The organism is Bacteroidales bacterium (assembly GCA_013141385.1).
In the GTDB taxonomy this organism is placed as follows: Bacteria; Bacteroidota; Bacteroidia; order Bacteroidales; family Tenuifilaceae; genus UBA8529.
This window is the reverse complement of the sequence record JABFRB010000016.1, coordinates 112,282-131,155: the sequence shown is the minus strand read 5'-3', so window position 1 is coordinate 131,155 and position 18,874 is coordinate 112,282. Positions and strand designations below refer to the sequence as shown.

Annotated in this window: 16 protein-coding genes; 2 read left to right on the top strand and 14 right to left on the bottom strand. The window is 37.1% G+C overall.

Features of this window, described 5'->3' with window-relative positions:
- Positions 1-9 precede the first annotated feature (9 nt).
- A complete protein-coding gene (locus HOO91_09075; GenBank protein NOU17698.1) occupies positions 10-1,131 on the bottom strand; it encodes a hypothetical protein in 1,122 nt (373 codons plus the stop codon).
- Positions 1,132-1,537: 406 nt separating this feature from the next.
- On the opposite strand from HOO91_09075, the gene HOO91_09070 reads away from it, so the two are divergent.
- The gene (locus HOO91_09070; protein NOU17697.1) at positions 1,538-2,143 is read left to right on the top strand and encodes a hypothetical protein; all 606 of its coding nucleotides are present in this window, start codon (positions 1,538-1,540) and stop codon (positions 2,141-2,143) included.
- A 126-nt stretch (positions 2,144-2,269) separates the two neighbouring features.
- Here HOO91_09070 and scpA read toward each other — a convergent pair whose 3' ends face one another.
- The 5 genes from scpA to HOO91_09045 all read right to left on the bottom strand — a co-directional run bounded on the left by scpA (position 2,270) and on the right by HOO91_09045 (position 8,153).
- Positions 2,270-4,405, bottom strand: coding sequence for a methylmalonyl-CoA mutase (gene scpA / locus HOO91_09065; protein ID NOU17696.1), 2,136 nt, complete (start codon positions 4,403-4,405; stop codon positions 2,270-2,272).
- A 26-nt stretch (positions 4,406-4,431) separates the two neighbouring features.
- The gene (locus HOO91_09060) at positions 4,432-4,833 is read right to left on the bottom strand and encodes a GxxExxY protein (GenBank protein ID NOU17695.1); all 402 of its coding nucleotides are present in this window, start codon (positions 4,831-4,833) and stop codon (positions 4,432-4,434) included.
- Positions 4,834-4,857: 24 nt separating this feature from the next.
- Positions 4,858-6,741, bottom strand: a complete 1,884-nt coding sequence (locus tag HOO91_09055; protein NOU17694.1) for a methylmalonyl-CoA mutase small subunit — start codon at positions 6,739-6,741, stop codon at positions 4,858-4,860.
- A gap of 233 nt (positions 6,742-6,974) precedes the next feature.
- The gene (locus HOO91_09050; protein NOU17693.1) at positions 6,975-7,409 is read right to left on the bottom strand and encodes a GNAT family N-acetyltransferase; all 435 of its coding nucleotides are present in this window, start codon (positions 7,407-7,409) and stop codon (positions 6,975-6,977) included.
- A gap of 21 nt (positions 7,410-7,430) precedes the next feature.
- On the bottom strand, positions 7,431-8,153 hold the full coding sequence (locus tag HOO91_09045; GenBank protein ID NOU17692.1) for a DNA alkylation repair protein: 723 nt from the start codon (positions 8,151-8,153) through the stop codon (positions 7,431-7,433).
- A 420-nt stretch (positions 8,154-8,573) separates the two neighbouring features.
- On the opposite strand from HOO91_09045, the gene HOO91_09040 reads away from it, so the two are divergent.
- A complete protein-coding gene (locus HOO91_09040) occupies positions 8,574-9,905 on the top strand; it encodes an MFS transporter (GenBank protein ID NOU17691.1) in 1,332 nt (443 codons plus the stop codon).
- A gap of 71 nt (positions 9,906-9,976) precedes the next feature.
- Here the strand turns inward: HOO91_09040 and HOO91_09035 are convergent, their stop codons facing one another.
- From HOO91_09035 to nuoI, 8 genes are all read right to left on the bottom strand, one after another.
- Positions 9,977-10,168, bottom strand: a complete 192-nt coding sequence (locus HOO91_09035) for a cold shock domain-containing protein (protein ID NOU17690.1) — start codon at positions 10,166-10,168, stop codon at positions 9,977-9,979.
- Positions 10,169-10,299: 131 nt separating this feature from the next.
- The gene (locus HOO91_09030) at positions 10,300-12,405 is read right to left on the bottom strand and encodes a M3 family metallopeptidase (protein NOU17689.1); all 2,106 of its coding nucleotides are present in this window, start codon (positions 12,403-12,405) and stop codon (positions 10,300-10,302) included.
- A gap of 223 nt (positions 12,406-12,628) precedes the next feature.
- On the bottom strand, positions 12,629-14,044 hold the full coding sequence (locus HOO91_09025; protein NOU17688.1) for an NADH-quinone oxidoreductase subunit N: 1,416 nt from the start codon (positions 14,042-14,044) through the stop codon (positions 12,629-12,631).
- Between the two features lie 12 nt (positions 14,045-14,056).
- Positions 14,057-15,607, bottom strand: coding sequence for an NADH-quinone oxidoreductase subunit M (nuoM, locus tag HOO91_09020; protein NOU17687.1), 1,551 nt, complete (start codon positions 15,605-15,607; stop codon positions 14,057-14,059).
- Positions 15,604-17,481, bottom strand: a complete 1,878-nt coding sequence (gene nuoL / locus HOO91_09015; GenBank protein ID NOU17686.1) for an NADH-quinone oxidoreductase subunit L — start codon at positions 17,479-17,481, stop codon at positions 15,604-15,606. The genes nuoM and nuoL overlap by 4 nt, the downstream gene beginning before the upstream one ends.
- Positions 17,482-17,493: 12 nt before the next feature.
- Complete coding sequence (nuoK, locus tag HOO91_09010) at positions 17,494-17,814, bottom strand: NADH-quinone oxidoreductase subunit NuoK (GenBank protein NOU17685.1); 321 nt, start codon at positions 17,812-17,814, stop codon at positions 17,494-17,496.
- Positions 17,815-17,817: 3 nt separating this feature from the next.
- A complete protein-coding gene (nuoJ, locus tag HOO91_09005; protein ID NOU17684.1) occupies positions 17,818-18,333 on the bottom strand; it encodes an NADH-quinone oxidoreductase subunit J in 516 nt (171 codons plus the stop codon).
- A gap of 13 nt (positions 18,334-18,346) precedes the next feature.
- A complete protein-coding gene (nuoI, locus tag HOO91_09000) occupies positions 18,347-18,862 on the bottom strand; it encodes an NADH-quinone oxidoreductase subunit NuoI (GenBank protein ID NOU17683.1) in 516 nt (171 codons plus the stop codon).
- Positions 18,863-18,874 lie beyond the last annotated feature (12 nt).

Below are 18,874 nucleotides of genomic sequence, written 5' to 3'. Positions count from 1 at the left end.
ACTGCAAAATTACTTCTTCCATCGATATCCAATACTCCATTCAACAATATCGGCCTTGGCTAGCCAATGAGTTTTAATAGCAATGCCTACCGCAATGTTGTTCCGAAAATTATATCGTAAACCTATTCGGTTGGTAATTAATCCATACTCTTTCACACTATGCTTTAAATATACTCCTGGTTGAAAGAGGAAAGATAATCGACCCATTTTCATTTCGTACGATGGGTTAAGAGCAATGCTATAGTAATCAGATGATTTAAAAGTTGAATCAGGCACTAATTGGATTTCAAACTCTTTTTTTATAGAACGATCGAGGTAACCTGTAATTGCTAAACCCAGCCAACCAGTGCTTGAAATTTTCTTTGAATACTCGCACGATATGGCATATACAGGATATTCATACGAATGAAATCGCGAAATACTTTTCCAGCCGAACGCAACACTGGCAATAAATTGAATTTTAGAAGAGTCCAGACTTATTGGGCTTTCCTTTTTAATGTTGTATACCTGATTTGTTAAAGAATATTGCAGCCCGATTGACGAAGTAACCACGTTAAACCCTATGTTCGGTTCATGTATACTACCATTTGAGGAATGGATTAAGCTTAATCCCATTTTCATTTGGACAAGAGGAGTAATCTTCACAGCCCCTTCTATGTTGTATTGGATAAACACGTTTAATTTTGATCCTATTACTGTATTGTAATTATTAGAATACAAATCAAATCTCTTAGAGATATGACCTAACCCAAACGATATTCTATTCCCAAGATTGAATCTGTTACTCAGATTGAAGAATGATCTATCAACATATAAATAACCTGCATTTAAAAGACCATATATATATCTGTTCCCAAGCCCCGAGTGGTAGTATCCGATTCCTATCCTTGGGTAGTTGTAGTATTTATTCCAATACTTATTCCCTATTGTTGATATTCCCAGATTGATTTGAAACCCTTGTACATGTTCATTTATAAAATAGGCCATATAGTCATGATGAGGAGCTACAAAGCCATAATGGTATAAACCTTCGATGTATAGTTGTTTTTTACTAAGAAGATTTTGTGAAATACCCTGTTGATTGCTTATGAGTAGTATTGTAAATGCGATAATAGTTTTTCTAATCCTCATATTTCCTGAAAAGGGTTGATTCTTGTCTCGTAAAGGTAAAACTAATAAAACCTTAAAGTTATTTAATTTCTACTAAAGGGACTCTGGGCCAAGCACTACTACAAATAATTTGCATAAAACAACAAACCCTCTCTAAACAACTAGTTTAAAGAGGGTTTTTGAATCATTCTATGTTCTAAAAGGTCTAAATAATTATTATGCCGATTCAACAAAATTTTCACAATCTTACCAGAGATTTTACCACAAATACGCAGATAATATTTTTTACTAATAATAAAAAAGGTGTTTTCCTTGACATGTAATAATAAGCTGTTTACCTTTATTAAAAATTACTTCTTATATAATATTATTATGGTCGAAGCCGAAAAACCTTATGAGTAGGCATTATATTAAAAATTTTATTCTTATGAAACGATTAATTATTATTAAAGCAATGGCATTACTGTCAGTACTTTTATTGATAGGTAGTTGCTCAAAAGATATTCAAGAAAACAACGATCAGGTTAGCAATAATCAACAAAAAATTGAATCGTCTAGTTATAAGTTTACTCCCGCAGATCCGAAAGGACAATTAAAAACTAGCGGTGCTATTATGGGGCTTCTTGAAATCAATCAAGTACCTTGGTTTAGCGGAGGAGATGCGGATATATATTCCAGACCAGGTAGGTACACTAAATTTTATGTTGAGGCCAGCAACATTAGAATCGTAAACGATGGATTTGGCGTAATGCTGCACATTGTTTATAGAGTTAATGAGCCTGTTCCAAACTATACATGCTTAAAATCTGAATTCGATTTTATTATACCTGTCACTCAAAGAGTTTTGGCCATTAGCCCCGTGAGTAGTTTATATTTTAATGGTAATATATATGATCAATATTGGGGTTGGACTTACTTTACAACAACTACTGTAGCACCCGAATTATGGGTAAAGGTTGATGGTAGGGGTAATGATAATACTGGGAATGCACAGTTAGAAATGACTATTTATATACCAGTAACATTTGAATAATGTAACAGTTTTATAAGAAGTAATTTGTATTAAAAATTATAAGGGTGTCCTTGATTTTGGACACCCTTGTTAATAGGATAAATATCAGGACTCTACACCCTAGGTTAGGGATATAAAGGGGAAAATCTAATCATTATGTCTATCAAGCAAAATTTCTAAAATCTTACCTGCTGCATCGGATACGGGTGTACCAGGTCCAAAGATACCTACAACGCCCTGATCGTATAAATACTGGTAATCCTGTGCCGGGATAACCCCACCAACGATAACCATAATATCATCGCGACCAAGTTTTTTTAGTTCCTCCATTACCTGTGGAACAAGGGTTTTATGACCTGCTGCAAGGCTTGATACACCTAGAATATGAACATCGTTCTCAACGGCTTGCTTTGCTGCCTCGGCAGGGGTTTGGAATAGTGGACCCATATCAACATCAAAGCCGATATCGGCATAGCCGGTGGCTACAACCTTTGCACCACGGTCGTGCCCATCCTGACCCATTTTGGCAATCATGATACGTGGCTGACGACCCTCTAACTTCGCAAATTTTTCGCAAAGCGCACGAGCATTTTTAAATGTTTGGTCTTCCATAGATTCTGATGAGTATATTCCTGAAATGGAACGAATTGTTGCTTTATAACGACCTGCAACCTTTTCGCAAGCATCGGATATTTCTCCAAGGGTTGCACGTTTCTTTGCTGCATCAACTGCAAGAGCTAAAAGGTTCCCTTCGCCAGTTTGAGCGGCTTTTGTTATCGCAGCAAGTGCGGCTTGGACATCTGCCTCATTGCGTTCGGCACGAATTTTCTTCAAACGTTCAATCTGAGAGAGGCGAACGGCTGTATTATCAACATCAAGAATTTCGAGTGGATCTTCCTTTTCAAGACGGAATCTATTTAATCCTACGATGATATCCTTATTTGAGTCGATCCTAGCTTGCTTACGAGCGGAAGCCTCTTCAATACGCATTTTTGGAATACCTGTCTCTATTGCTTTAGCCATTCCACCGAGTTCTTCTACCTCTTCAATCAGTTTCCAAGCTTTGTGGGCAATCTCATGGGTTAGATACTCAATATAGTAAGAACCTGCCCAAGGGTCAACCGAACGGCAAACGTTAGTCTCCTCTTGAATGTAAATTTGCGTGTTACGTGCGATACGAGCTGAGAAATCGGTTGGTAATGCAATTGCTTCATCAAGTGCATTGGTGTGCAAACTTTGAGTGTGACCTAGTGCTGCAGCCATTGCCTCAATACAGGTACGTGCTACGTTATTGAAAGGATCTTGCTCTGTTAAACTCCAACCTGATGTTTGGCAGTGTGTACGGAGGGCCATCGATTTTGGATTCTTGGGGTTAAACCCTTTCACCATTTTTGCCCAAAGCAGGCGAGCTGCACGCATTTTGGCAATCTCCATAAAATGGTTCATCCCAACTCCCCAAAAAAATGAAAGCCTAGGAGCAAATGCATCGATATCAAGACCTGATTTAACGCCAGTTCTTAAATACTCTAGACCGTCTGCTAGTGTATAAGCTAATTCGATATCAGCAGTAGCACCAGCTTCTTGTATGTGGTAGCCAGAAATGGATATGCTGTTGAACTTAGGCATATTCTTAGCTGTGAATTGGAATATGTCAGCGATAATTTTCATCGAGAATTCGGGTGGATATATATAGGTATTACGCACCATGAATTCTTTTAGGATATCGTTTTGAATAGTTCCAGTTAATTGCTCCATTGTTGCGCCCTGCTCAAGCGCAGCAACGATATAGAAGGCTAGAATTGGAAGAACGGCACCATTCATGGTCATTGAAACCGACATTTTATCGAGAGGAATTCCTGCAAACAGGATTTTCATATCCTCAACGCTATCGATTGCTACACCTGCCTTACCAACATCACCCACAACACGCTCGTGGTCTGAATCGTAACCACGATGGGTTGCGAGGTCGAATGCTACAGAAAGCCCTTTTTGCCCAGCAGCAAGGTTACGACGATAGAATGCGTTTGATTCTTCGGCTGTGGAGAACCCAGCATACTGACGAACGGTCCAAGGCTTCATTACGAACATGGTACTATAAGGGCCACGTAGAAAAGGAGGAATACCTGCAGCATAGTTCAGATGCTCCATGTTCTCAAGGTCTTCAGCAGAATATGCGGGCTTAACGTTTATCAACTCAGGTGTTGTCCAGTTCGACTCTGTGCTGAGTTTTTTATTACTGCTTTTCGCTTCCTTGATATTTATTTTTGAAAAATCTTTTCTCATATTTTTATGATTTAAACGCAAAGACACTAAGACGCTAAGAAATAATTGTTTACTTTTCTTCTAATACCTGATTTTAATAAAGAGACATTAAAGTTGATTAGAAAACCTAGATTGATATTCGCCAATTTCATATAAGTTACCAACTGTACTTCATGTACAGGCAAAAGAGTTTCAACAGACTTAAGTTCAATCACAATGCAATCTTCCACCAGAATATCTATATAAAAATCTTTGTCTAATTCTTTTCCTTTATAGTAAACAGGGAGTTTAAGTTGATTTTTAACGGTTAATCCTTTTTTTCTTAATTCTTCAAGTAAACAAATCTCATATACAGACTCAAGTAAGCCTGGTCCTAACTCTTTATGCACCTCGAATGCGCAATCAAGAATAAGTTTACCAATTTTTTCATATTCTTCTTGAGTTTTCATCTTTGCGGCTTTGCGACTTAGCGTTTAGATTTTAAGTAGATTTTGATAATATACCAGAGTATCAAGAATGTTAGACTTTGTGCTGATAAAGTTCTTAATCCCTTTTGCTTCCAGTTCTGGTTTACAAACTGGCTCGCCAGCTACAACGTAGATAACTTTATTACCAAGTTTCTCAAATGCTTCAGGAGCAAAGGTTACATACTCATCATCGGAGCTACAAATAACTACAACATCTGATTTTGCATCAATAGCAGCTTTAATACCCTCATCAACAGTTTTAAAGCCAATATTATCTATCACCTCGAATCCAGCAACGGCAAAGAAGTTGCTGCTGAATTGTGCACGAGCACGACGCATTGCCAATCCTCCTAGAGTTAACATAAATACTTTTGGGCGTTTACCACTGGCATCAGTTTTATAACGAAGTTCCTCAATGGCTTGAGCACCACGATATGGAACAAGTGGTTCAGCAATCATCTCAGCAGTTTTGCTGGCAACAGTGCGTTTTACAGAACTTTCTTTAACGGCTTTGGTGTCTGCAACCTCAGTGAAGTTAGGGTATTGGTTCGTTCCAAGAACCGTATCACGACGGGAAGTGATGTTCATATCGCGTTTGTGTGCAACCTCTTTAATCTGATTTTGAATAAAATCTTCAGTAAATGCTGCCTGATAGCCACCCATTGCTTCAACTTGAAGGAAAAGTTTCCAAGCCTCTTGTGCAATCGAGTCGGTTAAGTTCTCGATATAATAGCTGCCTGCCCCTGGGTCTGCGATTTTATCAAAGTAAGACTCTTCTTTAATAACTAGTTGTTGGTTTCTTGCAATACGCTCTGAAAAAGCAGTTGCGTTCTGGTAAGTTGTATCAAAGGGAAGAATATTCAATGAATCAACACCAGCAATTACAGCAGACATCCCTTCGGTAGTGGTGCGAAGCATGTTAACGTAAGCATCATAAACGGTTTTGTTCCATGTGCTTGTTTCAGCATGAATGCTCATTTGAGCGGATTCAATAGATTTAGGGTTGTATGCCTCTACTATTTTTGCCCATAACAGACGAGCTGCACGGAATTTGGCAATTTCCATAAAATAGTTGGCGCTTACTGCAAAGTTAAACTTGATTCTATTTGCTGCCTCATCTACTGTAATTCCACGCTCGGTGAGTGCTACAAGATAATCGTTAGCCATCGCAAGAGCGAATGCTAGTTCCTGAATCAAAGTTGAGCCGCTATTATGGAAAATATAAGCGTTTACGCCAATCACTTTGAATTCGGGGAATTCACGAACACTTTCAACTACTTCCTTCATTCTATTGAAGGAGGTTTCTGCATCACAGCAGAATTTTCCGTTGAGTGTTAATGATGATAATGGGCTATAATCAATTGATGCTTTTACTTTTTTAGCGTCGGCCTTGGTTTCTTTAATCTTTTGGATAAAGAACGGTATAGCTTTACGTGAAGAACCACCTCCAATTAGGTTAACTTCAGTTTTCTGAAAGTCGATTCCGTTAAGAATTTTGCTAACGCCATCAAAGCATGGTTCGCAACCTTTACAAAGTCTGAAACCGATCGAATCGACACCTTTAGTAAGTACATCAAGTGCTTTTTGATTTGTTTCAGTGGGGTTGTCGCCGTTAACGTCAAAATCCTGACGAACTAACCAATTATTGCCCTTTTCTTTGTTGCCACGAATGTAGGGGAATTCACCTGGTAGCACTTTTGTAGTATCAATATTCTTAAGGTCTTCGGCGCGATAGTAGGGTTTAGCATTAATGCCCTCCATGGTTTTCCAAACCAATTTCTTGTCGTAGTCGGCGCCTTTTAGATCTTCACGAATCACTGACTCCCACTGCTCAGTTGAAATTGGCGGGAACTCAGAGAAAAGTTTAGAACCTTTATTTTTTTCTGCCATAACTATTCTTTTAGGATTTTCGGATGGCAAAGTTATAAAATGATGTTAAAGCGAACTCCATTTCGAGCAATAAATAAGATAATCATGCTATTAAGCATAGGATTAAGAAATAATAACGAAAAATGTAAATTGAAAAATGAAAAGATATTTGTTAGATAAACTTTGAATTGAAACATAACGGACACAATAGATCGACGTTCAAAAAACAATATGAACCATTGTGCCTAATTTGATTAAGAAAGTTTTTTTACATACTTATTATGTGTATGTATATATCCCAAATTTCTATAAAATGCTTGAGTTCGTTCTCGATGAATTTTAGTGGTTAACTCAATCTCTTCAAGGTGCAATTTTCGGGCAATTATTTCGACTTCTTTCATTAATAAACCGCCAATACCTGAACCTCGTAGATTGGGATTAACGGTTAATTCTTGCAGTTCACATGTTGGTTTCGAATGATGAAGAATATGCTGAACATGAAGGCTAATAAAGCCAACAACAGAATTATCCTTATCGGCTACTAAATAGTAAATATTGGGGTCGCTTATGTTTTTTGAATAAATAGTTTTGAAGGACTCGTTATCCATTTGTTGACCCTCAAGATCACAAATAAGTAAATAAACGGATTCAAAATCATCTGAATTAGCCTCTCTAATAATGACATTCATTTTTTGAGTCAAATAATTTTGTTACCTATTTCCCCTAGAGCGTTTGAAGTGTTGCTTTTGTTCCGGTTTCATTCTTTCTGTGGCATACTGGAAAATAAGCCTTGGAGCGGTATCTTTCCATTGCATCATGTACATTTCAGTTTGTTCTGGGCTTTTTTTCCAAGCTTCTCGGAGAAACCATCCTAATCCTTGATGAACCTCTCGTTCGGAATCCATCATTAGGGGCTCAATAAAATTGAAAAAGGGTTGATAATCATTTGTATACTTCAACATTTTTATTAATGCAACTGGAACAGCTCTACGTTGAAATTTATTTGGGGATGCTTTCCAGTTTGCCATCCTCTCATAAGTAATAATCTTTTTTTCTAGAAAAACAGAGATTAAATCACTACAGATGGCATCGGTATGCGCCCAATTGCTAATTCCAATTTCAAACCATTTTTCGATCACATCAAATTTTTCGATGGAAAGTTGCTTTTTATACTCCTTAAAGAGAAGAATAGAAAAACTAATCTCTTCATACATCCCTGAGGAAACTAAAAGATAGCTGGTTTCTTCAATTGTATCGAAATCAATACCTTCTTGTTGAATAATATCAGAGATTTTACTGGTTAGAAGTTCTTGAGATAATCCATAGGCATTGTAACCTTCTTTAAAATATCGGGAGTATTTTTTTACGAGAGCCTCATTAGCATTGGCCTTACAATATGTCTGAATCTCGTTAAAGAGTGTGGAAGGAGTCATACGTTTTAAATTTGATATTGTAAACTTACGAAAATGAATAATAAAAATACATATTGGATGCTAAATAACCGTATTTTGTTAAATTTTTAGATTTCTAAAACTTAACTAAATATATACTTTTGTATTAATGGAGGCCTTTTTATAATAAATCCAGATGGAAGGTAGCATTAGGATTTTATTTTTTTATCTTGCCAAGAGATTTAGTTTAACGGAAATGAAATCAACCAGAACTAAAGATTTATACTATAAAGATGGTGTTTTATGTGAATAATATTATTTGAATAGACTAAATTTACTATTTTTTTATTAGAATTGATATTGAATAACCTATTTTAGGTGATGTTAAATGAAAGAACAACTTACTTGGGTTGATCAATACATTGTTTAAAAATGAATTGCTTTTAATTAATTGGTATTATCATGAATATTAATGCGAAACAAGATGGGTATCTTTTTTCAAAAGGGTATACTAACTATGTATTTATTCTTTTGTTTCTGTTATATATGTTTGATTATATTGATAGAATGATAATTACTTCTCTTTTCCCATTTCTTAAAGCCGATTGGAATTTAACTGATACACAGCTTGGTGCATTAATTTCTTCAGTTTATTGGTCTATAGTTATTCTTACAATTCCTGCGTCTATTTTAGTTGATAGATGGAGCAGACGACGAACAATTGGTGCAATGGCGACAGTATGGAGTCTTGCAACCTTTGCAGCGTCATTTACAAAAACCTTCCCACAACTCTTTATTACTCGAACCTTTATTGGTATTGGGGAGGCAGGTTACGCACCAGGCGGTACGGCGATGATTTCCGCTTTATATCCAAAAGAAAAACGCTCGTTCATGATGGGGATTTGGAATAGTTCTATAACTCTCGGAAGCGCTATTGGTATGGCATTGGGTGGCATAATTGCTGCAAAATGGGGCTGGAGGAGTGCGTTTGGGATTGTAGCTTTACCGGGAATTGTTATAGCTATTCTTTTTTTCTTCATAAAGGATTATAAAACTGTTGTTCTTCTTAAAAATGGAAACTCTTTAAACAAGGACGCAATTGGTAAAGTTGAGAATAACGAGGATAATGGGGAACAAAATAAAATGTCTTTTGCAGATATTGTTAAAGAGTTTGCTAGTAAACCAACACTTATTTTTAATTATTTAGGAATGACAGGGAGTATTTTTGTTACAACCTCTTTGTTATCATGGTTGCCCAGTTATTTTAGTCGTTTGGAAAATATTCCGCTTCAAAATGCGGGAACAAAAGCATCGATTACAATGCTTCTTTCTATTATAGGCGCACCATTAGGTGGATATCTTGCCGATAGGTGGCGAAAAAAGAGAGTTAATGCAAGAATGGTTTTTCCTGCATTGTCTGCATTAATAACTGCGCTTTTTGCATTTTTTGGTTTTGTCGTTTTTGATGGGATATTGCAGTACATTTCATTTCTATTAACGGGGGTAACAATTGCAATGTTTGTCCCTGCTGCAAGCGCAGTTACTCAAGATTTAGTTCACCCAGGATTAAGAGCTACTTCATATGCTTTTGCGGTGATATTTCAAAATCTATTGGGAGCATCGGCTGGTCCAATATTAATTGGTTATATTTCGGATAGAACGGATATTAGTACTGCATTATCAATTCTTCCAATTTTTCTTGTATTGTCTTCCTGTATGTTTTTTATAGGATCCTTTTTCTATAAAAAGGATTTAGAAAAGGTTGTTGATGTACCACTGGAAGTTTTGGGATAATATAAATGCATAAAAAAAGCCTTACTGCAAAAGTAAGGCTAAAACTATTAATGTTTTTATAAACTTCCAGGTTATGCTAGCTTTACGTTAATAGCATTCAACCCTTTTTTACCTTCTTGAAGTTCAAATGTTACTTCATCATTTTCTTTGACTTTGTCAATCAAACCAGAAGCATGAACAAAATACTCTTTGCCTGATTCTGCATCTTTAATAAATCCGAATCCTTTGGAAACATTAAAGAATTTAACTGTTCCTTTGTACATAATATTAGATTATTTTTCTCAAAGTTACGAGATATTATTCATTCGATTGCTTTATTTTTAAGAATTTGTCGAAAAAAGGGTGTCTTTTTTTAGACACCCTTTTGTAAATCGAATGATTTATAGACTTAATGCTATTTTAAGCCTCTTTTTTTAAGCAAGGGATCAAGAGAAGGATCTTGCCCTCTGAATTTTCTATATTGGATCATGCCTTCATCTTTACCGCCCTCTTTAAGTACATATTTTCTAAACTTACCGGCAATCTCTTGGTTGAAAATATCTCCTGAATCAACAAATGCCTGAAAAGCATCTGAATCAAGTACTGCCGCCCAAAGATATACGTAATAACCAGCAGAGTAGCCACCAATAATATGACTAAAATAGGTTGAGCGATATCTGGGTAGGATTTCTTTCATCAACTTGATATTATCCATTGATGCTTTTTCGAATGCAAGCGCATCTATGTTTTTAGGCTCTGTAAGACTGTGCCAATCTAGATCAAGTAATGAAGCAGCAACTAGTTCAACAGTCTCAAAACCTTGATTGAAAACCATACTTTTCTTTAACTTCTCCAAAAGTTCATCCGGGATAATTTTACCAGTTTTATAATGTGTCCCGTAGTATTTTATAATTTCTGGTTGGGCTGCATAATTTTCCATAAACTGTGAAGGTAGTTCTACCATATCACGAGGGAGGCTTCCTGCTGTTCGATCATATTTCCCATCAACACAGAAATTATGAAGACCATGTCCAAATTCATGGAATAATGTATTTACATCATCCCAAGTTAGTAATGCAGGCGAGTCACCATTTGGTCTTGGAAAGTTGCAAACCATCGAAACAATAGGAGGAACTCTCTTTCCATTCTCATATACTTGATCTCTTATTGTGCCACACCATGCACCAGGACGTTTGCCCGCACGTATATATAAATCAATATAAAGAATACCCGCATAGCTACCGTCCGCTTCTTTAACTTCATATGTTTCAACATCTGAATTATAAACAGGGACATTGAGTTGTTTGATGAATGTTAAACCATAAAGCTTATTGGCTACATAAAACATTCCATCACGGACATTTCCTGCAGCGAAATATGGTTTAAGTTCCGATTCATCAAGGTTGAACTTTTCTTTCTTAAGTTTTTCGGCATAATACCACCAATCCCAAGGTTCAATTTTAAACTTACCCCCTTCTTTTTCAACAATTTTCTGCATTGCATCAAGATCCTTCTTGGCAACCTCTTGAGCAGGATTGAAAATACCTTTCAAAAATTCGTAAACCTTGTCTGGGATTTGAGCCATGTTTTTGCTTATAGAGTATTCAGCATATGTTTTATACCCGAGCAAATTTGCTCGTTCTACTCTTAAGTTAGCTATGTTAACAAGTATTTCTTTGTTATCAAATTTATCGTTATTGTTGCAACGCATAAAATAACCACGATACAGTTTTTCACGTAGATTTCGATTTTTAGCATATTGAAGGAATGGAATCATGCTTGGTTTTTGAAGCGTGAACTTCCATTTCCCAATCAAGCTATCATTCTTAGCGTCCTCTGCGGCTGCATCAATAATGCCTTGAGGTAAACCTGCTAGATCTTCGTTATTGTCAATGACTAACTTAAAGTTGGTATTGGTTTCGGCCAATACATTTTCGGTAAACTTAATTGAGTATTTTGATAGTTTCTGATTGATTTCACGAAGTTTTGCTTTATCCGTTTCGCTAAGATTTGCCCCATTGCGAACAAAATCTTCGTAATATTTTTCAACAACCCTTATTTGTTCAGCATCAAGATTACTTTTCTCTCTATTTTCATAAACAGCCTTAATTCTTTGAAAGAGTTTCTCATTCAACGAGATATTATCGCGATGTTTTGTGGTCTTAGATGCAACTTTTCTGTTTATGGCTTGTAGGGCAGGGTTCGTATTTGCCCCATTAACAGTGCTAAAAACCCTTCCAACGTTACTTAGTAGTGCCCCAGATCTGTCATAGGTTAATATGGTGTTATCGAAAGTTGGAGCGTCTGAGTTATTAATAATAGCATCAATTTCTGCTTGTTGGTCAATCATCCCTTGTTCAAAGGCTGGGATGTAATGACTTGTATCAATTTTGTCAAATGGAGGAACATTAAAAGGAGTTTTAAACTCACTAAAGAAAGGGTTTGTTGACTGTTTCTTCTCCTTACTACATGATGAAAGCAGAAAAATGGGAACAATTAATACCATAATTATTTTTTTCATAGAGACTAGTGTTTAGGGTTATCGCAAAAATAGAATAATACTTTGATAGTAGTAAATGTAAATGGTTTATTTGATTGAGAGAATTACTTGAACAGGGTTGGAAAGCAGGATAGTGTCCAATACTATTAATCCAAATTTATTGTTAGGGAGATCTTCTTAAATTCAGATTATCAGTAATATAGTTATTGCTTTAATACCAAATTTAGGCTGTAAAAAGAGGACATTAAGATAAATTTGCAATAATATCACTCACCCAAGCGGGGAGAATTCCGAGGAATAGAATACCTATTACAATAACAATCAATACCAGATTGCCCATTAGTGGAATAGTGGAAGGTTTGACCTGATCAGAGGTTGTGAACATTACGGTAACCACTCTAAGGTAGTAGTATAAGCTGATTACACTATTAATCACCAAACTGAATGCTAGTAACCAAAGCCCAGATTTAACTCCCGCAAGCACAAGATAGAATTTAGCAATAAAACCTGCGGTTAGCGGTATTCCTGCAAGCGAAAGCATTGCCAATGCCATTACTATTGCAACAAATGGGTTTTTGTAAAAAAGCCCTTTGTAATCATCAATGCTATCTGCATCACCAGAACAAACGGACAAGAGTGAAATGATCCCAAATGCACCAAGCGTTGTAATTGTATAGGAGGCTATATAGAAGATTGCTGAATGAATACCTTCAGTACTGCCAGCCAGAAGGGTTATTAGTAGGTAGCCAAAATGGGCAATGGATGAATAGGCCAGCATCCTTTTAAGATTTCCCTGATTCAAGGCTAGTAGATTTCCCGTAAACATTGATATAATGGCGATTGCTGATAATGAAATGAAAATAGCCTGATTATTGAATCCCTGAATATCCATAAAGAACCTAAGGGCAATGGCTAGTACTGCTCCTTTTGAGATAGTTGCAATCAGTGCCGTTACAGGAGCGGGAGCCCCCTGATAAACATCGGGTAGCCACATGTGAAAGGGAACAAGAGCAAGTTTAAATCCAATGCCGACAAGAAGCATTACAAAACCAGTAAGTAAAATTGGGGAAAGAGCATGTAAAGAACCTAATGCTGATGCCACAGCTTTAAAATTCATTGAACCTGTTGCTGTGTAGATTAATCCCATACCAAATAGAAGAAAAGCAGAGGCAACAGATGCTATAACCAAAAATTTCACACCAGCTTCAATTGAATAACTACGGGTCTTAATGTACGCAACAAGAATATAAAGTGAGATACTTAAAGTTTCAAGCCCGAGGAAAAATGAAATAAAATGATTTGCTACCACCAAAACTGATGCTCCAAGTGTTGCAACAAAAAGGATAATAAAATACTCCTCCTTATCATCCCCTTGCTGGCTGATGTATATGTAGGATAGTATGGTTATCAAAAATCCTGCAAATATTATGATTGCTAAAAAAAGTAGGCTGTAACTATCGATAATAAATAGTGGTGTGATAACGTGAGGTGTATAAGGGGCTACGATAAAAAGCGATATGAACGAAAGTAAAAACATCAACAATGAAAAACCATAGACAACCTTAATATTACGGGTGATGGTAATTGTGAGCATTATTATTATGGGTGCGCTTGCTAGTAAAAGAAATGGCGCAAGGCATATAAAATCTAGTGCTGTCATATAACGTTGTTTTTACTTATTCAATTTTCTTGTATCGGGTGAGCATGTTCTGTTATCGGGAACTACAGAATCATCGATTTTTTGAGATTGATAGTTTTCATGCTTAGCATTTAGGGTTTTCATTAAAGCAGGTTTTGCAGTATTAATAACAGGTTGAGGGTAAAGACCAATAAAGACGATAGCCACTACAAGTGAAGCCATTACAACTATTTCACGAATAGATAAATCTTTCATCTTATATTCATTATCCTTTTTGCCTAAGAAAACTTTCTGCACAATTCTAAGGGAATAGATGGTTGCGGCAATTAGGCCAACGCTTGCAAGGCTAGCCATCAAAATATTTGCTTTGAATGTTCCAACAAGTGTCAAAAATTCGGCAATAAAATTGCCTAACCCCGGTAATCCTAGCGATGCCATTGCAAAAACTAAACCCATAGTTCCCATTATTGGAACTTGCTCCCACAAGCCTCCCATTTTACTGATATCTCGTGTATGGATACGTTCGTAAAGTTGTCCAACCAGAACGAAGAGAGCACCAGTACTTATCCCGTGAGCAATCATCTGCATAACAACACCTTGATAGGCTAACTCATTAAAAGCATAAACTCCAAGAATTACAAAGCCCATGTGGCTTACGCTGGTGTATGCAACCAATCGTTTTAGATCAGTTTGAGAAAAGGCAAGCTTTGCACCATAAAGAATACCAATTACCCCAAGAAGCATCCCGAATGGGGCAAAGGTTTGGGATGCATGAGGGAATAGAGGTACTACAAATCGGAGCAGACCGTATGCCCCAGTTTTCAGCATTAATCCGGCAAGGATTAAACTACCTGCGGTTGGTGCTTCGGTGTGAGCATCTGGCAACCAGTTGTGAAAGGGTACAACAGGAAGTTTTACGATAAAAGCTATTAGAAATCCACACATCAGCAACATCTCGATGGTAGGATTATACGTAGTGCCGAGTAGCTGTTGGTAATCGAAAGTATAATAACCTGTTGCATTCCCATGTGCTAGATATAGCCCAAGAATTGCAAGGAACATAAGCAGTCCGCTAGCTTGTGTGAAGATGAAAAATTTATAGGATGCGTAAATTCGATTTTCGTGACCCCATATACTTATTAGGAAGTACATTGGGATAAGCATCACCTCCCAGAAAAAATAGAATAAAAATAGATCCATCGAGAGGAATACCCCGATAATGCCTGAAAGTATCCATAGGATGTTGAAGTGAAAAAAACCTACACTCTTTTGAATCTCTTTCCATGATATTAGTATTGCAATTAGTCCAAGGAAAAATGTAAGAAACAACATCAATAAACTTAACCCATCCATGGCTAGGTGTAGGCTAATTCCTAGTTTTGGAATCCAACTTACGCTGTACTCGAATATCCATTTTTTATCATCATGAATTCCATTTTGGAGTATAGCAATGCTAATTAATATTAGATCAATTGATACGGCGACAAGAGAAATGATCCGAGATGATATTGCGCTTCGTTTTCCAAGTAACCAGGCAAGTACACCACCTGCCATAAGTATAATAATCAGGTAGAGAAGTATCATAGGTTAAGCATAAATGTTAAAATTATTACAACACCAGCCGTTAATACCATTACATACCATCTGAGGCGACCTTGCTGTGTTCTACTAAGCAGGCTATTGAGGAAGTCGGTAGCTTTAGCAATTGCGGTATAAATTTTATCGATAAAATCGTTCTTGTTGATCTCCGAGAACCAAACCAAAGGTTTTACGAATATCCTATCGTAAAGCCAATCGAATTGCCATCCTTTGTAAAAAAAGTTTGCTAATTGGCTATTACTAAACGATTTGGCAAATGATGATTTCTTGAAATATAAAAGATAAGCCAGATAAATTCCTAATAGTGATGCTACAGCCGAAAGGATCTGGAATAACAATTCATTGTGAGATTCACCTGCAAGTTGAATCGATGGAAGTGTTGTGCTTAAAAATTTCGAAAAAATCTGAAAATGTCCAAAATTTTCAGGTAGTTCAATAAAACCTCCGATAAGAGATAAGATTGCAAGAACAACCAACGGGATGGTCATTAATTTTCCGGGTTTGTGTGTAGGTTCGGTTTTGGCTTCGCCAAAGAAGGTTACGAAAATCATCCTAAAAGTATAAATGGATGTGATGAACGCTCCGAAATACGCTGCAAGCCATAACCATTTGCTTCCATTTGTTGATGACCATGCGAACCAAAGTATTGCGTCCTTGCTGTAAAATCCTGCACTTATCAATGGTAATGCAGCAAGCGAGGCTGAACCAATTAGAAAAGTAATAAATATTATTGGCAATTTTTTCCAGAGGCCTCCCATCTTAAACATATCATGTTCATGATGTAGCAAATGAATTACTGCCCCTGCGCCAAGGAATAGAAGGGCTTTAAAAAATGCATGAATCATGAAGTGGAATACAGCAGCACTCCATGCGCCAACGCCAAGCGCAAGAAACATATAACCAATCTGGCTGATAGTTGAATAGGCTAGTACTCGTTTGAAATCATGTTGTGTTAATGCGCTAAAACCAGCAACGATCAAGGTGGCTGCTCCGATTATTGCCACAGCTGCTTGTACAGCAGGAGCGAGGGCAAATAAAACATGAGTTCTGGCAATAAGATAAACACCCGCAGTTACCATAGTTGCGGCATGTATCAATGCGCTAACAGGCGATGGCCCTGCCATGGCATCGGGTAACCATGTTTGTAAAGGTAGTTGAGCCGATTTTCCTAATGCACCACCTAGTAATAGTGCAGCAGATAGAATCGCAAGTGGAGAGCTTACAGCCCATTTTAGCGATGCTTGTTGCATCAACTCATTAATATTCAGAGTTCCTAGGTTGATAAAAAGAAGGAAAAGTCCGATTATCATTGCAGTATCGCCAACACGAGTAACGATAAATGCTTTACGGGCAGCGTACCCATTTTCGGGTTCCTTATACCAAAAACCGATTAGCAAGTAGCTACAAAGCCCAACGCCCTCCCAGCCCAGATACATGAGCAACAGATTATCTGCTAAAACCAATATTAGCATTGAGCTGACAAAAAGATTCATGTAAGCAAAAAAGCGTGCAAATCCTTCGTCGTGATCCATGAATTCCACTGAATATAAATGGATAAGCGCACCAACAAATGTGATAACAAAACAGAATATCAGAGATAAAGCATCAACAGAGAAAGCAATATTTGCTGAAAAACCTCCAGCAGTCAGCCAGTTCCAAACAGTTACAGTGTATGAACCACTTGCTGGGGGAGAAGAGATAAAACTTATTCCAGCAATAATCGTGATTAGAGCTGAAAGTGAAACTGATCCAACCCCAAGAAATGCGACAACTCTTTTTGAAAGAATTTTTCCAAAAAGAATAATAATCAGCGAGCTGAAAAGCGGAATTGCCGGTATAAATGGAATGTATGCTGTCATGTTTGTTAATTATTATCTTTCATTTTTGTCTCGAAGCGTATTGAGGGCATCTGCATCGAGCGTTTTAAAATGATGGTACATCTGAAGTATCAGGGCTAATCCAACGGAAACTTCTGCTGCCGCAACTGTTAGAATAAAGATAAACATCACCTGACCATCGGCCTGAGCCCAATGAGATCCGGCAATTACGAAAACCAAGCCAGCACTGTTTAGCATTATTTCTATCGACATCAGCATAAAAATGATATTTCGACGAACAAGCAGACCAACTAATCCTATCAAAAAGAGCAATCCTGCAAAGAGTATCTGTACTTCAAGCGAAACAGTTACCATATTCTATTTTTTTAAAAATCGATGTATAATTTTTTTCTTCTGTTTTCCTATATGATACGCACCGATAATACCCGCTAACAATAGTATTGCGGATAGTTCAACGGCAAGCAGATATGTTGTAAAAAGTGAAATACCTATTTGTTTGGGTTGAATTATCTGAGGAGTAACCGTTTGATGTTCCAAAACCCTTAGTGCATAAATTAAATTTGCAAGAAGAATTGCTGCAATTATTGAGGGTAGAATCCACATGCGGGGTTTTAGCCATTTATTCTCCAGTTCCTCTTCTAATCCGATATTCAGCATCATCACAACAAAAATGAAAAGCACCATAATTGCACCTGCGTAAACAATTACTTCAAGTGCAGCAATAAAGGGTGCTCCGAGAATATAAAATATCACTGATATAGAAAGCAGGGAGAGTATGAGATATATAAGCGCATGAATTGCATTTCGATTGGTAATTGCTAGAATTGAAGAGAGCAATGCTATTGCACCTGCAATGTAAAAGATAGTATTCATTAGTAATTGTATTTTACTTTAATAAACTCTTTAAATCCACAGTAGGTTCTTCGTTTTCACCTTCCCCCTTTGCTTTTACACCCATGTCAACCCCCGCATTTTTGTAAAAATTATACCCATGATACTTGCCCTCGCCGCTAATTAGTAGATGTTCCTTCTCATAAACCATGCTCTGCCTATCGTATTCACCCAATTCGAAATCGGGTGTAAGTTGTATTGCATAGGTTGGACAGGCTTCTTCACATAAACCACAGAAAATGCAGCGTGAAAAATTAATTCGGAAGAATTCGGGATATCTTCTCCCGTTCTCATCCTCAGTTGCTTGTAACGATATGCAATCAACAGGACATGCTGCTGCGCAAAGATTACACGCCACGCATCTTTCATTCCCGTCAGAGTCGCGTGTTAGCACTATTCTCCCTCGATATCGAGGTGGCAGGTATGGCTTTTTCTCAGGATAGCCAACCGTTTCACGTTTATGAAAAGCGTGCAGAAATGTTAACCAAATACTTCGTAATATGCTGAACATACTATTATACTT